This is a genomic window from Nitrospira sp. ND1, from assembly GCF_900170025.1.
Classification (GTDB): domain Bacteria; phylum Nitrospirota; class Nitrospiria; order Nitrospirales; family Nitrospiraceae; genus Nitrospira_A.
This window is the reverse complement of record NZ_FWEX01000006.1, coordinates 475,783-489,430: the sequence shown is the minus strand read 5'-3', so window position 1 is coordinate 489,430 and position 13,648 is coordinate 475,783. Positions and strand designations below refer to the sequence as shown.

At 58.7% G+C, this 13,648-nt stretch carries 13 protein-coding genes; 8 read left to right on the top strand and 5 right to left on the bottom strand.

Features of this window, described 5'->3' with window-relative positions:
- On the bottom strand, positions 1 to 1,443 hold the full coding sequence (locus NSND_RS06825; protein ID WP_080878282.1) for a peptidase MA family metallohydrolase: 1,443 nt from the start codon (positions 1,441 to 1,443) through the stop codon (positions 1 to 3).
- Between the two features lie 162 nt (positions 1,444 to 1,605).
- On the opposite strand from NSND_RS06825, the gene recG reads away from it, so the two are divergent.
- From recG to NSND_RS06810, 3 genes are read left to right on the top strand one after another with little or no spacing between them, the layout of a single operon-like run.
- On the top strand, positions 1,606 to 4,146 hold the full coding sequence (gene recG, locus NSND_RS06820) for an ATP-dependent DNA helicase RecG (protein ID WP_080878281.1): 2,541 nt from the start codon (positions 1,606 to 1,608) through the stop codon (positions 4,144 to 4,146).
- A gap of 37 nt (positions 4,147 to 4,183) precedes the next feature.
- Positions 4,184 to 4,510: a hypothetical protein gene (locus NSND_RS06815; RefSeq protein ID WP_080878280.1), complete on the top strand. Its 327-nt coding sequence runs from the start codon at positions 4,184 to 4,186 to the stop codon at positions 4,508 to 4,510.
- A gap of 10 nt (positions 4,511 to 4,520) precedes the next feature.
- Positions 4,521 to 5,471, top strand: coding sequence for a Ppx/GppA phosphatase family protein (locus tag NSND_RS06810; RefSeq protein WP_080878279.1), 951 nt, complete (start codon positions 4,521 to 4,523; stop codon positions 5,469 to 5,471).
- A 168-nt stretch (positions 5,472 to 5,639) separates the two neighbouring features.
- Here the strand turns inward: NSND_RS06810 and NSND_RS06805 are convergent, their stop codons facing one another.
- Positions 5,640 to 7,133, bottom strand: coding sequence for a class I SAM-dependent methyltransferase (locus tag NSND_RS06805; RefSeq protein ID WP_080878278.1), 1,494 nt, complete (start codon positions 7,131 to 7,133; stop codon positions 5,640 to 5,642).
- Between the two features lie 81 nt (positions 7,134 to 7,214).
- A complete protein-coding gene (locus NSND_RS06800; protein ID WP_080878277.1) occupies positions 7,215 to 7,589 on the bottom strand; it encodes a cupredoxin domain-containing protein in 375 nt (124 codons plus the stop codon).
- Positions 7,590 to 7,897: 308 nt separating this feature from the next.
- Here NSND_RS06800 and NSND_RS21215 point away from each other — a divergent pair, with 308 nt between their 5' ends.
- Together NSND_RS21215 and NSND_RS06790 are read left to right on the top strand one after the other, a co-directional pair.
- Entirely contained in the window at positions 7,898 to 8,491 is a 594-nt protein-coding gene (locus NSND_RS21215) for a hypothetical protein (protein WP_080878276.1), read from the top strand.
- 211 nt (positions 8,492 to 8,702) lie between these two features.
- Positions 8,703 to 9,155 (top strand): hypothetical protein, encoded by a 453-nt coding sequence (locus NSND_RS06790; RefSeq protein ID WP_080878275.1) that lies wholly within the window; start codon positions 8,703 to 8,705, stop codon positions 9,153 to 9,155.
- 27 nt (positions 9,156 to 9,182) lie between these two features.
- On the opposite strand, the gene NSND_RS06785 is transcribed toward NSND_RS06790, so the two are convergent.
- Positions 9,183 to 9,863, bottom strand: a complete 681-nt coding sequence (locus tag NSND_RS06785; RefSeq protein WP_200810509.1) for a S16 family serine protease — start codon at positions 9,861 to 9,863, stop codon at positions 9,183 to 9,185.
- Between the two features lie 154 nt (positions 9,864 to 10,017).
- Between NSND_RS06785 and NSND_RS06780 the strand changes: the two genes are divergently transcribed.
- The 3 genes from NSND_RS06780 to scpB all read left to right on the top strand — a co-directional run bounded on the left by NSND_RS06780 (position 10,018) and on the right by scpB (position 12,835).
- Positions 10,018 to 11,055 (top strand): pentapeptide repeat-containing protein, encoded by a 1,038-nt coding sequence (locus tag NSND_RS06780; RefSeq protein WP_080878273.1) that lies wholly within the window; start codon positions 10,018 to 10,020, stop codon positions 11,053 to 11,055.
- A gap of 98 nt (positions 11,056 to 11,153) precedes the next feature.
- Positions 11,154 to 11,933 carry a segregation and condensation protein A gene (locus tag NSND_RS06775; protein WP_080878272.1) on the top strand — a complete coding sequence of 260 codons (780 nt, stop codon included), beginning with the start codon at positions 11,154 to 11,156 and terminating at the stop codon, positions 11,931 to 11,933.
- Positions 11,918 to 12,835, top strand: coding sequence for an SMC-Scp complex subunit ScpB (scpB, locus tag NSND_RS06770; RefSeq protein WP_200810508.1), 918 nt, complete (start codon positions 11,918 to 11,920; stop codon positions 12,833 to 12,835). Before NSND_RS06775 ends, scpB begins: the two co-directional genes overlap by 16 nt.
- A gap of 168 nt (positions 12,836 to 13,003) precedes the next feature.
- Here the strand turns inward: scpB and NSND_RS06765 are convergent, their stop codons facing one another.
- Positions 13,004 to 13,570 carry a hypothetical protein gene (locus NSND_RS06765; protein ID WP_143833445.1) on the bottom strand — a complete coding sequence of 189 codons (567 nt, stop codon included), beginning with the start codon at positions 13,568 to 13,570 and terminating at the stop codon, positions 13,004 to 13,006.
- Positions 13,571 to 13,648 lie beyond the last annotated feature (78 nt).

Sequence of the window (13,648 nt, the reverse complement as noted above, 5' to 3'; positions counted from 1 at the left end):
TTAGGATTTTGGCTGAGCCAGTGTGGAGCCCAGACTGTCCGCCCATTGCTGCTGGAAGTGATCGTATGACAGCAGCAGCCTATCCTGCATGGCGGCAGCAATTGTCTGACGGGCCTTCAGGTGGACCAGCACCTCGTGAACCTTGTGCATGCCGAACCGTTCAATGAGATAGTGGGTGGCGGCATTGGCCTCCCTATAAGCGAGACTGACCTTCTCCGCAGGCAGACTCTCCCAACTACCCTCAAGCGCCGTCAAAGGAACCAGGCTGTGCTCACCGGGCGTGACGCTGGTCACCTCTTGCCAGGGATCACCGGCCAGCTGCATTGCCAAGCCTTCATTCAGCCAGGTTGGAATCATTCCACCGGTTGCCCCCAATTCCTCGTGAATCAGGGCATGCACAAATTCGTGACGAAGCACTCGACTCAGCCAAGCCCGATCCGTTGCAGCGCCTTGGGTTGGGATTTGAATGCGCCCAAGGACGGGATCGAACAGGCCATCCGCCCAACCAGGGCTTCCCGTGGCGCCTTGAAACTGATTCTTTGTGTGCAGGACGACTATGATCGGCTTTGACGGGAAAAAGTTGAATTTCTGACCGATTTCCCGATAGGCCTCTTCAAGAATATCCAGCACGGTCGTCCACGTGTCCGGGTCGTCACCTCCGTCGTACTTGACGGTGAAGTGGACGCTGCTGTGCGTCGAGAATTTATCCTCGACCTTCTCGGCGCGATGTACTTTCGTCGTGACCGCCTTCAGATAAGACTGAAGACCGGGGTCTTTCTTAATTCGTTCCTGGGCCTGCGCGAGGTGTTTGCCGGCTTCCGGGAGGTGATCCTTCTCCTGTAGCAGGTCTGCCAAGGCAACATGGGGGAACGGCTCATCCGGAGACAGTGCCACGACTTTCCGGAGGAAATCTTCCGTGAGTGCGGGGTCCCGCAACCCCCAGTAGGCATGGGCGAGATTGAGGTGGGCAATCGGATTTTGGGGGTCGAGCGCGACCGCTTTCTTAAATGCTTTCACGGAAACTTCGGTCCCCCCGCTTCTTTCCTGGATGATTCCGAGGTTATTCCACAAGATGGCAACATGCCGCTTGGTGGCGGATTCCGTCAGGATCGACGACGGCAGTTCCTCCAGTTTCGTCTCTGCTAAGGCAATATTGTGCTTCTCGAGTTCTTCGTGAATGGCTCCGAGCAGCTCGGGATGTCTCGGAACTGGAATGCTGACGGGATCGATAGTCCTTGACCGTTTGATCTCCGGGGCGGTACGTTCCTGCGATGGGGCCACAGGAGCGTTCGACGCAGGGGTGGTTTCCTCGACAATGACCTGCGGTGATGGAGCCGGTGTGTCGTGGAAATAGCGAGGCTTCAGCCAGGTTTGATAGAAAATAAAGATGCCGATCAACACGGCTAGAGGCCCGAGAATATGTTTGATATTGCGTCGATACATAGGTGTCCTTCCGTGAATCCTACGCGAATTCACTGTACCACCGAGCCGGGAGCGGACAAAGGGAAGTTGAAAAAGCAGCCGGGGTCTGTGCGACTGGCTACCATTCGGCAGAAGTCCCCTCGTTGAGCCGTCAAGGTGGCTGTGGTACGATCCTGCTCCAGGATGCCACGTCCTGAATCCGCCGACTCTCACGATCCTTTCCAAGCCTTCCTGCATCGTGTAACCAGACCGATTGAATTTGCTTGTCGCGATGCGTACGCCCATCTCTCGGCGGTCAGGAATCTTGACCGTTTTGTGTCGCAACAGGTAATTGGCACTCTTGGCGAGCGAGTCTATCCGCGAGCGCTGGAGACGGAACTGATCGCACTACGCAACCTGTTTGTCGACTTTCACACTCGGCTCACACCCCTCGAACAGCAGGATCGGCTCACGAAAGCGCTGGCGCTGCTCAGCCGCCTACAAGGGGACGCGCGAGCGGTGAGTCAGCCGGCGGGGCCTCCGAAGGAGAACCAAGTACAACCTTTACCGGTTCGGTCCAGTCCTGCCAGACCGCTGTGGGAGCTATCGATTCAATATGCAAAAGGAGTTGGTCCCAAACGAACCCTCTTGCTGGAGCGGCTGGGCGTGCGCACTGTCGAGCAGGCCTTGTGGACGTTACCATGGCGCTATGAAGATCGTTCGGTCATCACGCCGGTGGCCGAGCTTGTGCCGGGGGCTACACGGAGCGTTTGCGGCGTGATCACTCGGGCAGAGGCAACGCGTGCGCGCGTTCGCCGGCTGTCGATTCTCGATGTGGCGGTTCAGGACGCAACGGGGACTGTGCACGCGGTGTTTTTTAATCAACCATACTTGGAAGATGTGTTGAAGGAAGGCCTGCGGGTCATGATGTCTGGGCGGGTGGCGGCCGGTCGGGGTGGGTGGACCGATGTGCGGTTGGAAGCGACGCAATTTGAAGTCTTGAGCGGCGGCGAGGATGAGTTACTCCATGTGGGGCGCATCGTTCCGATCTACCATGAGACGAAGGGGTGGACGTCACGTCAGATGCGAGTTTTGATGCAGGGGTTGCTGGCGGAGTATGGGGCTGACATAGAGGAGGTACTGCCTCTGTCTGTCCGTGCGTGCCATCGGCTGCCGCCGATCGGCGAGGCGATTCAACACGTGCATTTTCCCTTGCCGAAGACGGATCTGGCCGCCCTGGATCAGGGGGTGACGTCTGCTCACCGACGATTGGCGTTTGAAGAACTGTTTCTGCTACAGGCGGCCATGGTGCTTCGCCAACGGGAGATGAAGGAAGAGCTCAAATCATTTCGGTTTAATCCTCACGTGGCGCAACTGAAGCAACTGGCGAAGATCCTTCCCTTTACGCTGACCTCCGCGCAGGAACGTGTGTTTCGTGAGATCCAAGCCGACATGGTGACCTCGCGGCCGATGAATCGCCTGGTGCAGGGTGATGTCGGGTCCGGGAAGACCGTCGTGGCGCTGCATGCCCTTGTGATGGCTTGTGGATCGGGCTGCCAGACGGCGTTGATGGTCCCTACCGAAATTCTGGCCGAACAGCACTATCTGAATCTTGTCCCCTTGCTGAGGGCAGTGGGGTTGAAGGCAGTGCTTCTGACTAGCGGCGGGAAGGCAAAAGACCGGAACGAGACGCTGAAGCAGTTGGAGTCCGGCGCTGCGCAGATCGCGATCGGCACCCATGCATTGATTCAAAAGAAGGTGCGGTTCGCGAACCTTGGCCTGGTGATTGTTGATGAACAGCATAAGTTCGGCGTCCTGCAAAGGAAGACGTTGCTGGAGAAAGGGTATCGACCGGACGTGCTGGTGATGACGGCGACGCCGATACCGAGAACCCTGGCCATGACGGTCTATGGGGATTTAGATGTATCGGTGATCGACATGCTGCCGCCGGGCCGCAAACCGGTGCGAACATTGCTCTATACCGACGGGCAACGTCACAAGACCTGGCAGCTGGTGGGAGATGAGTTGAAGGCCGGGCGCCAGGCGTATATCGTCTACCCGCTGGTCGAGGAATCTGAGAAGGTCGATCTCAAGGCGGCGATCCAGGGAGCGGAACACCTGCAGCGCGAGGTCTTTCCTCAGGCGCGGGTTGGATTGCTGCACGGCCGGCTTCCGACGGCGGAAAAAGAGCGCACCATGGCGGCCTTCAAGGCCGGGACGATTCAGGTTCTCGTCGCGACCACAGTGATCGAGGTCGGGGTAGACGTGCCGAATGCGACGGTCATGGTCATCGAGCATGCCGAACGATTCGGGTTGGCGCAGTTACATCAATTGCGAGGGCGTGTCGGGCGTGGGGCACATCAATCGCTCTGTATTTTGATCGCCACATACCTCGCGCGAGAGGCCAGGACGCGGGTCAGCCGTGACGGCCCGCCGGAGCAGAATGCCTCCAATGCGCAACAACGGTTGGCCGCGCTCGTGAACTCGAACGATGGATTTGTCATTGCCGAAGAAGATCTCCGGATCAGAGGCCCCGGTGAATTTCTGGGGCTGCGTCAGTGGGGGGTGCCGGAGTTTCGAGCTGCGAATCTGGTGCGGGACGCGCAATTGTTGGAGCAGGCCAGGCAGGAAGCCGTGACGTTGTTGGAAGAGGATCCGGGCCTGATGTTACCCCAGCACCAGGCGTTCAAGGCCGCGATGTTTCGTCGCTGGCGAGGTAAGCTGGCCTTGGGAGATGTGAGCTAAGCAGCTGGGACACTGCCGGTTGGGTGGAGGGTGATCGATGGGAATGTTGCAGCGCTTGAGTCACGATTTGCGGGCCGGCTGGGTGACATTGCGGCACGGCACGGCCAAGGCCGCCACGCGCGCGCTGGAAGAGGGCGAACTACTGCGCTACCGCTTGGAATTGCGAAAGGTGGATCAGCAGCTTGACGATCTCCACGGGGACATCGGCGAACGGACGATTGCGTTGCACGATCGTGGTGAATCGGCAGACCGTATCCTGTCCGATTCTGAAATCACCCGCCTGATGCAACAGGTGCGGACACTGCAAGATGAACATACCAAGTTGCTGCTGGAAATGAACGACATCACGGTCGAAGGTCAATGAGACTCAGTTGATGATCCCCGAGACGACTGCTCCCACACGAATTTTCGCCGGTATCGATATCGGGACGCTCACTTGTCGTTTGCTCATAGCGGAACTGACCTCTGCCGGAGGGTTGAGAGAGCTCCGATCTGACCGACGCATTCTCCGGCTCGGTCAAGGGGTGGATCGGGAGCGTGTGCTGCGTCCCGATGCCATGGCACGAGTGGTGGCCACGTTGAAAGAATGGCGTCAGGTCATCGACGGCTATCATGTTGACGCGGCAACGGCCGTGGCGACGAGTGCGGTGCGCGATGCCGGGAATCGTGATGAGTTCCTAGGCCTGGTCCAACGGGAAGCCGGGTTCCAGGTTGAGATCATTTCCGGCGAGGAGGAAGCCCGCCGAACCATGCTTGGTATCCGTTCCGGCCTGCCCTCTGGTGTGACGGATCTGCTGGCGTTGGATATCGGGGGAGGGAGCACCGAGTTTATTCTGGACCGGCCCGGCCAGGCGACGCTGGCGAGATCCATCGATATCGGTGTCGTGCGGTTGAGCGAACGGATACTGCACAGTGATCCGCCGACCCCAGACGAGGTGCAGGAAGCGCGCGACTGGGTGCGCCGGGAAACCACTGCCGCAATAGCAGCAATGCCACGGTCGCCAGGAGTCATGTTCGTCGGCACCGCAGGAACCATCACTGCGCTGGCCGCTATGGTTCAGCAGTTGCCTGCTTATGAGCCGGCAAGAATTCACAACTACACGCTAACGCTAAATATGGTGAAGCAGTTGGAGTTGCAGCTACTCAGTTGTTCGAAGGCGCAACGGGAAGGCCTGCCCGGGCTTGAACGTGGACGGGAAGACGTCATTGCTGCCGGCGCGGTCATCCTGCGCACGGTGATGGAGACATTGGGGATGTCGAGTCTGCTGGTCAGCGATTTGGGGTTGCGCGAAGGGGTGCTGATACATCTTGCCGGTGGTCGATAAGTGCTATTTTTTTTCAGTCATTCGATTTATTTTTGAGCGCGTGCGGATCAATGACAATCCTGGCTTCTGTTCAGTTGAAGGCTCAGTTAAAGCGTAAGGTTTCCCTCTGTCGGATCGCGATCACACTTGAGTGGCCCCTAGTGCTGAAATTGAGGAATCGCCAGAACGTTACCTCTGCGAATACCAGCGGAGGCCGCTCTTCTGCTCGGTGAAGGTCGGTTGGGGGATGCCGCCCGGCTTTTCCAGCAGTAGCACCTTGAAGTCGATGAGGCCGAACCAGGCGGGGTCGGCGATGTCGTGGTAGTGGCAGCCTTGGAGCTTGGGGAGGATGTCGCCCAGGGTTTTGGTGAGCTCACTTTCCGTGTAGGCCCGCACAGAAAAGTTCTGCCCCAGTCCCTGACAGAACCGTTGAATCGTATAGGCCGCGCCGGTGCAGAGGACTTTCGTGTCCGGCTTGATCTGCAAAAACTGCGGGAGTGACAGGTACCGCTCCTGAAAGCCAAGCCAACGTACCGCTTGTCGCAGGTGGTTGTACTGCACCTCGTATTCCGTGTGGTGGGGGAGCTTCACGGCGGCGGGCCAACCTTCTTCGACGCCAAACTCCGTGAGAAATGCCCGACCGCCCGGCTTGAGTACCCGCCAGACTTCGGCCACGAACCGCATCGGTCCCAGATTGAAGATCACTTCTTCGGGCAATTCCTTCTCAAGCGGCACCTTCAGCCGCCTGATCCAATCCAGCGCTTCTTGATGTTGTGCGGTCTCGCCTGTGCCTTCCGTGAGCTCCTTGCGGCTGAGCTTCACCGGCGTCATGTCGGCCATATTTTCGTTGTCGATGATGAGGTCGACGGAGTTGTCTCTAAAGGGCAGGCATTCGCCGTTGGCATGGGTGCCGGTGCCGGTCCAGCCGCCGGCCTTCGCGCGTTTGGTCTGGAGCTGCAGGAACGGGCGCGTGACATCCAACGAAATGTATTGAATGCCTTGTTTCTCGAAGGGCAGTAGTTCCTGTCCTAGCTCGCGGGCGACATAACCCAATCCACCACCGATCTCGACAATGACTTTTGGCTTCGGTTTGAACCAGCCGAGCCGGCGTAGTTGGCGCATGAGCAGGCGGCCATAGGTCGTGCCGCCCAGGGCTTCGCAGGGTTCCCGGAAGAGGTGGGAGACGGTGGTTTCGATCAGATCGAAGTGGCCATCCTCCAGGTCACTTTCCTTCAACTCGTGGACATGGAAATCTTCGAGGTGTTCCTCACCTTCGAACTCCTGCTGCCCCGACCAGCTCTCCCGGATTTGCTGCAGGAGCAGGTCCCATTTGGCCTTGTGGCGATGGCCCCCGGGCGGCTCCGTGCCGAAGTAGCACAGCGAATAATTGGGCGTGGACCACCGTGCCAGGTGCCAGGTCCCGGGCTGGCCGTCCGGGCCGCAGATCTTATTCCCGTACTTCTCCACGAGCGCGCCCACCGTAATGTGGCCGTTCATGGAGGTGAGCATTTCAATCCCGACGGCATTGAGCCGGACGAGCGGGAAGTCGTCGTCGAGCGGCGCTAGCCACCATTCGTCGAAGGCGTGCTGGTAGGCTACGAGGTCGGGAATACGCCAGGCAAGCAGGTTGAGGGTGTCGCCGCTCAATGTGAGGGGCTCTTGGATGGCTGCGGCAGCTTTCATCTGGTTAGGTCCTAGGCACGAAAAGCCGCAGCCTACACGAGCGCGGCGCTGACGTGCAAGAACCTCGATGAGGAGGAGTGGCTACGTCTGCGAGGGAAGCAGCGGCGACTCCGTCACGATAATCATGCCGCGCATAATGGGGTGAATGCGGCATTGATAGGGGTAACGGCCAGGCGGCAGGCTTGGGATGGTGTAGGCTCCTCCCGGTTCGACGGCCCCTGAGTCGAAGGCGCAACGGCCGGTTTCTTCAAGGCATGCATCGTGGGTCACGGTATGGTGGGTGGGCGTTGGATTTTCCCAACGGATGGCGCCGCCGGCGGTTACAGTCACAGCTGCAGGCACATAATAGGGTGATCCGCTGTCCATCAGGACTTGCGTCGCCGGTGGCGTCGCAGAGGTCGGCCAGGCTATCAAGGTGCTTGTCGCCAATACGAAGAAGAACAGTCTCCAGCTCATAGCGTCGTCATTCCGGTGAATCAATATACATCTATTATACATAGAGACAGGTTCCCGACGGAAGGATTCAGTCGGCCTATGGGGAGGCATTCGCCTGGGCTGGAGGAAGGAACACGCCGGGTCGTGCTGGATGCGCCCGGGCGGCGCCGACGGCACGAATGTGAATGCTTGCAGGGGCGCGACAGCGTTGCAGCCTGACACAGTCAGCCGTGGGTGCAGGATGGTTGCAAGAACCCGCTTGTTCATGCTAGATGGAGGCCGCTTTACCACCGACGTGCCATGCTGAAGACCTGAGAGGAGGACGTGGAATGGCGAAGAAAATCGTGAAAAAGAAAAGCGTTGCTGCCAAAGCCTCGCCGCCGAAAAAAGTCGCGGTGAAAAAGGCGACGAAGCTGAAGAAAGCCGTGGCAGCTAAGAAGCCTGTGAAGGCCAAGAAGGCGGTAGCGGTAAAGGGGAAACCTGCCGCGAAGAAAGTCGTCAAGCCCGCAAGAAAAGTGGCCCAAAAACCGGCTGCAGCGGCCAAACGTCCTTCCAAGGCGAAGCCCGTCTCCAAAGCGGTGAAGCCGGCGCCGAAAGCCGTCAAGCCTGCGGCAAAGCCCAAACCCAAGCCTGCGCCCCCCAAGGTCAACCCTCCGGTCGAACAGTCGGCCGTGATTCCTGAGTCGAAACCTGCGAAGCCTCCAGTGCCGGAGGTCAGCAAGGCGGCGAAGGTGGAGCCCGAGCCTCGACCGCTGGAGCTCGATGACGAAGAGGAAATGGCGGAAGACCTTGAGGATGTGTCGGAAGAAATCGAAGAAGAGATCGAAGAAGAACTCGGACTCGATGGTGAAGACGACGACGTGGACTATCTGGAAAAGTCGGAAGATCTCCTCGACGACGCAGACGAGTATCGCAACAATTAGCCCACGTTGGTGTCGTGGCTTACCGGGTTGTGCTCGGTTGATGCCTCTTTGTGCCACGTGCTCCCTAGCCAGTGAAGGCTCCACTGAACAGGCCTGATGGTGACCTCCGTCCAGACAGGCCTGGGGCTGTCTGGGGAAGATTCCTCGCGCCCGTCGCTGTGGTGCTCCGCTGGTAGCGGCTTCTGGCCATCATCCTGATCCTGTAGATTTCATGAGCCATTTTTTGTTTATCGCCGGAGCCCTTCGTGAACGGACCTCCCAGGAGAGTGCCGAGCTGCAGCTTGGCGCCGGGATTTGGGGTCTCTGCACGGCCTTGATTCGCGACAATCTCCAGAAGTTTTTGGCGCAGGACTCCCACGGACTGGTGTATGTGCTGAAGGAAGGTATTCGAGCGGAGTTTACGATTACTTCACCGGTCCAGCCGTTTCAAGCCCTGGATGAATTGCTCAAGGACGAGGTGCGAACAGAAGCCCGATATGGATTTGTTCGGGTCACGCCGCTCCGGCGTTGGCAGGGTCATGCGCCGGACTGTCAGGCTCTGCTTCAGCGGGTGTTGGGTATCGAGGCGCAGGCCGAATTGACTCGGCGGCTTAGTCTTGGCATGCATCGTCTCACGGACGCGGAGTTTCGGGCAATCGTCGAAGGGTTGGGGGTGGAAGCGTAGCCGCGGCGTCCACCGACCGCGAGACTCCTATTCGAGTGTGCCTCCGGTCATGAGACGGTAGGCCTCCTCGACTGTGGCGACCTCCGTGACTTCAACGTTGAGCTCCCAGGCGAGCCGGTTGAGGTTCCAGCGCGGATCGTCCCGCTGGCCTTGGGGGATCAGGATCGTGCGATAACCCTCGCGGGCTGCCGCACGAATCTTGTCGGGGATGCCGCCCACGGGTCCGATGGTGCCATCCTTGGCAATCGTACCGGTTAAGGCAATCCCTCGCCGGATATGATCTCCTTTCAATAGCGCCGCAAATCCGACCGTCATCACTGCCCCTGCGCTCGGGCCGTCTGTCCCGGTTGCGGCGTATGCGATGCCCATGGCACTGACCGTTCCCGCATGATCGATCTGTGGCGTGTGGGCGAGCGCATATTGAAAGGCAAGGACCATGGAACTGAGGTTCGTCTGTCCGGGCCGGATGTTGCCGCCCAGCCATTGCAGCTCCATGGGCGAGGGGCTTGGCCGGTGATCCCAACGCAACAGGAGCACTTCGAACACGCCGAGGTTATTCGATTGGATCGCCGCGAGCATCGGGACTTCGACCACCGCTTCTGCGCCGGCGCGCGGGATAGTTGCGAGTAGCACAACGGTGCAGACAAAGACCGTGCATAGGAAGCGTCGGCCTCCGCTGGTATGAACCACGGGTGTAATCGCGGACATATGAGTCGAAGTGTAGCAAAGGCATTGGGGGAGTAAAGTGTTCGCACCGTTATGTGTTTCTCGGTTGGTTCGGAGAGGTTTTGTGGAATCATCATCCCGATCCTCTCGGCCTCGTGGATTTCCCATTTGGGCCGTAATAGGGGTGTTGTGGGGAATGGTGCTGCTCCCCGTTGCACTGCGCGCGGAATGTGCCGCGGAGACGGGTGTAAAAAGCGCAGTGGCTGTGTTCACCCTGCATTTACCGAATACCTGTACCGAGGCTGAGCGGGAGGCACGTGCCGTATCCGCGCAAGAATTGCTGCGGGCGCTGGCGGCGGGAAAGGGGCTGGACCTGTCTGGAGTCGTGATTCAGGGCGACCTGGTCCTCGATGAGCTGCCGGCTCAGAAGGCGAGTGCGGTGGGCGACCTGGCACCCGAGGACCGTCGAGTGCTTGAGGGGCTGAATGACGAGGAGGTGCATGTCATCCGCGGGCCATTCGTGATCAAGCAGTCGAGGGTGAAAGGACGGATCGTCAACCGGCTCAAGAGCGGGTTTCTGTTGATCACCGGACCGGTGGTGTTGGCGCACACGGATTTCGCCGGATTCGTCGACCTCTCGCGCACCGTGTTTCTCGGCCTGGTCGATGGATCGAATTCGACCTTCCATCAGGAGAGTTATTTTGTTCAGGATCGATTTACGCAGGGAGCCATGTTTTCGGATACGCATTTCGGCCCGCACGCTCGATTTCACCGCTCGGTGTTTGCCGGCCCGGCGATTTTTCGCGGGGCGACCTTTCAGGGGTTAACTGAGTTTCTGGAAGTGGTGTTTGAGCAGGATGCAAATTTTTCGCGAGCGGTATTTCACCTCGGAACAGGATTTTCCGGTGCGCATTGCCGTGCGAAGTGCGACTTCTCTTCGTCTCAGTTCGATCGGGAAGCATTTTTTCTGTTCGCCATCTTCGACCGTCCGGCTACGTTTGCCTCCGCGCGATTCGGATCGCAGGCCGACTTTTCCGATGCCGCATTTAAACAGGCCGATGATCTCGCACAGGCGACCTTCGCGCGCACACCGCAGCTGACCAGAACCGCTCGTGTCAGCACAACGATGCCGGGTCCTACGGCTTCTGCCTCGGCTCCATTTTCCCAGGCCGTCACGATCTTCCTATTTGTCATGGCGCTGGGGCTGTTGGTCTATATCATCAGGGCCAAGTAGCCCTGGTTGAACCCACAACATATAGTTTTAGCCTTGCCCGGTCCCCCCATAAATTGGTATAAGATTGAAACTTTGGCCAAGGGAGCCTCTCGTACCTGATGGACCAACCTGAACTGCCCTACCAAGTCAAGATCGAGAATTTCGAAGGTCCTCTCGATCTCCTCTTGCACCTCATTAAGAAAAACGAAATCAACATCTACGATATTCCGATTGCGCTGATCGCGCAGCAATACTTGGACTATCTGTCGGTGATGAAGGAATTGAACCTGGCTGTGGCCGGTGAATTCCTCGTGATGGCGGCGACCCTGCTGCATATCAAGTCACGGATGTTGTTGCCGGTCGACGAGGTGGCGGTGGACGAGGAGGACGGCCCCGATCCGCGCGAAGAACTCGTCCGGCGACTGCTCGAATATAAGCAGTTCAAAGAGGCGGCTTCGCAGCTGGACTATAAAGAACGTCTATGGCGGGATGTGTTTTCGCGCGAGCCCGGTCCGCCGGTCGAGGTCAAGAAAGACGAGAGTCTGCTCGACGAAATTTCCCTCTTTGATCTGGTTGATGCGCTGCAGGGGGTCTTGTCCCGCCATCCAGGCAAGCGACTTGTTGAAATCATTCCGGACAACCTCACGGTCCGCACCCGTATGAGCGCCATTATCGAGGCGCTGGAACTGCATGAATCCATGGCCTTTACGGCGCTGTTCGAGGAGTCGAGTCATCGGCTTGTGGTGATCGTGACCTTCCTGGCCCTGCTCGAATTGATTCGAATCAGGGTCGTGCGCGTGTTTCAGAGTGAAACTTTCGGGGCGATTCTTGTCTCGCGTGCCTTCTCAGCGGTTGCGGAAGGGGAGCTAGTGGAGGAGTCTGAATGGAAGAACCTATGAGTCCCGGCGTGGAGGAGGCAATCGAGGAATCGATCGAGGTGCGGGATCCGGTTGACGAGCCGACTGCGTCACTCGATGCGGTTGAGGTGGTGCCGGAGTCGGGCAAGGGCGTTGTCCACGACATGGCGGCCCCGGCGGCCGATTCTGCGCTGTCCGACATGCGCGCACTGAAGGGTATCCTCGAGGCCTTGCTCTTTGTGACTGCCGAGCCTATTCCGGTCACACGGTTCTTGGCATTGCTCGGAGCGGTTACGAAGCAGGATGTCGATCAGGCGCTCGCGAGCCTTGCTCAGGACTATGAGCAGGAAGGCCGCGGGCTGCAGTTGGCTGAAGTGGCCGGCGGTTACCGGATCGTCACCAAGGCCGAATTCGCCCCGTGGCTCAAACGGTTGGAGAAGGTAAAGTCTCCCTCGAAACTCTCGCGCTCAGCCTTGGAATCCCTGGCGATCATTGCCTACAAGCAGCCGATCGTTCGCGCGGAGGTCGAGCAGATTCGAGGGGTCGAAACATCAGGGGTTATTCGGACGCTGCTGGAGCGAAAACTCGTGCGCATCGTTGGCCGCAAGGAAGAGCCGGGCCGCCCGATCATGTATGGGACGACCAAGTTTTTCCTCGAACATTTTGGGTTGCGCGATTTATCTCAGCTGCCGCCGCTTCGTGAGTTCAAAGAGTTGGGCGAATCTGAGCAGGCGATGTTGCCGATTGATGAGGTCGTGGCAGTTGATGGAGAGCCCGTGACGCAATCTACAGAGGCGGTCGTCGAAGGGCTGTCCGAAGGCATGGATGAGCCTGTGGCTCTTCTTGAGCCGGCAGATGAAGCGGGGCAGACTTCAGAGTCACTCGTTCTGGAGAATGAGGCCGGAGGGGACCTTGTAGTCGCCGATATCGCGGAAGAGTCCTGACTGCTGGTCGCAATGTCTGCTCAAAGACTCCGATAGATTCGCCCCGCATTGCCGCCGGCGCTTTTTCAGTCGTTATGCATAAAAGGCCTTCGAGAGACTCCTGTGAAGGGGGTTTTCCCGAAGGCCTTTTGTGTCTGACGATCAGCAGCAGTTCGCGGCTGCGAGCACCTAGTGGCAACCGATTGGAACAAAACCCGCGCCGAAGATCTGTGACAGGGTGACGTATCGGGCGTTGTCATAGAATGAGTAACTCGGGGTGTACCAGTTTCGGGCCGTCGGATTGCTGCCGTACGACGGATCGGTGCCGAAGAAGTGACCGCCACGGCTGTTCTGATTCAGATGAATCCATTCCATATACATGCTGCAAACTTCGCCCTGCACCGACCCGCCGCTGGCGTTGCCCGCATACCAGTCGCGTCCTGACTCGGGTATCTGGGAGAGATTGCGCAAGGCGCCGATGGGGGTGTCGTATGAAAAATCTTTCGCTTTCGGGGTCGGCTGATAGGTCGAACCGTTGGGAGGGGCGAGTGGCAGATCGGGTAGCGAGGGCACAACGGAGAGCGCTTTGAGGACCTTGGCCTGACAATCGGGTCGCTCTTTGTTGGTGTAGAGGATCGTTCCCTCTGGGCCTGGGCATTCCCACATTTCTACAGGGGATGACTCGACCGCGTGCACGCTGGGAGTAAGGAGCAGACTCGCGGCGAGGGTTGCGAGCACAAGTCGTGTTGGCCACATGGTACACCTCCGATTGGTTCATCTTACCGGGCACGCGCGTTGTTATCCAACGTCGAGAGTGCAGAGCCTATGACATTC

Bases quoted from the DNA above. Each gene is read 5' to 3' on its own strand.
- NSND_RS06825 (WP_080878282.1), bottom strand. From the start codon at position 1,443: ATGTATCGACGCAATATCAAACATATTCTCGGGCCTCTAGCCGTGTTG.
- scpB (WP_200810508.1), top strand. From the start codon at position 11,918: ATGGAAGAACCTATGAGTCCCGGCGTGGAGGAGGCAATCGAGGAATCG.
- NSND_RS06805 (WP_080878278.1), bottom strand. From the start codon at position 7,133: ATGAAAGCTGCCGCAGCCATCCAAGAGCCCCTCACATTGAGCGGCGAC.
- NSND_RS06800 (WP_080878277.1), bottom strand. From the start codon at position 7,589: ATGAGCTGGAGACTGTTCTTCTTCGTATTGGCGACAAGCACCTTGATA.
- NSND_RS06775 (WP_080878272.1), top strand. From the start codon at position 11,154: ATGGACCAACCTGAACTGCCCTACCAAGTCAAGATCGAGAATTTCGAA.
- NSND_RS06815 (WP_080878280.1), top strand. From the start codon at position 4,184: ATGGGAATGTTGCAGCGCTTGAGTCACGATTTGCGGGCCGGCTGGGTG.
- NSND_RS06780 (WP_080878273.1), top strand. From the start codon at position 10,018: ATGGTGCTGCTCCCCGTTGCACTGCGCGCGGAATGTGCCGCGGAGACG.
- NSND_RS06790 (WP_080878275.1), top strand. From the start codon at position 8,703: ATGAGCCATTTTTTGTTTATCGCCGGAGCCCTTCGTGAACGGACCTCC.
- NSND_RS06810 (WP_080878279.1), top strand. From the start codon at position 4,521: ATGATCCCCGAGACGACTGCTCCCACACGAATTTTCGCCGGTATCGAT.
- recG (WP_080878281.1), top strand. From the start codon at position 1,606: ATGCCACGTCCTGAATCCGCCGACTCTCACGATCCTTTCCAAGCCTTC.
- NSND_RS06785 (WP_200810509.1), bottom strand. From the start codon at position 9,863: ATGTCCGCGATTACACCCGTGGTTCATACCAGCGGAGGCCGACGCTTC.
- NSND_RS21215 (WP_080878276.1), top strand. From the start codon at position 7,898: ATGGCGAAGAAAATCGTGAAAAAGAAAAGCGTTGCTGCCAAAGCCTCG.
- NSND_RS06765 (WP_143833445.1), bottom strand. From the start codon at position 13,570: ATGTGGCCAACACGACTTGTGCTCGCAACCCTCGCCGCGAGTCTGCTC.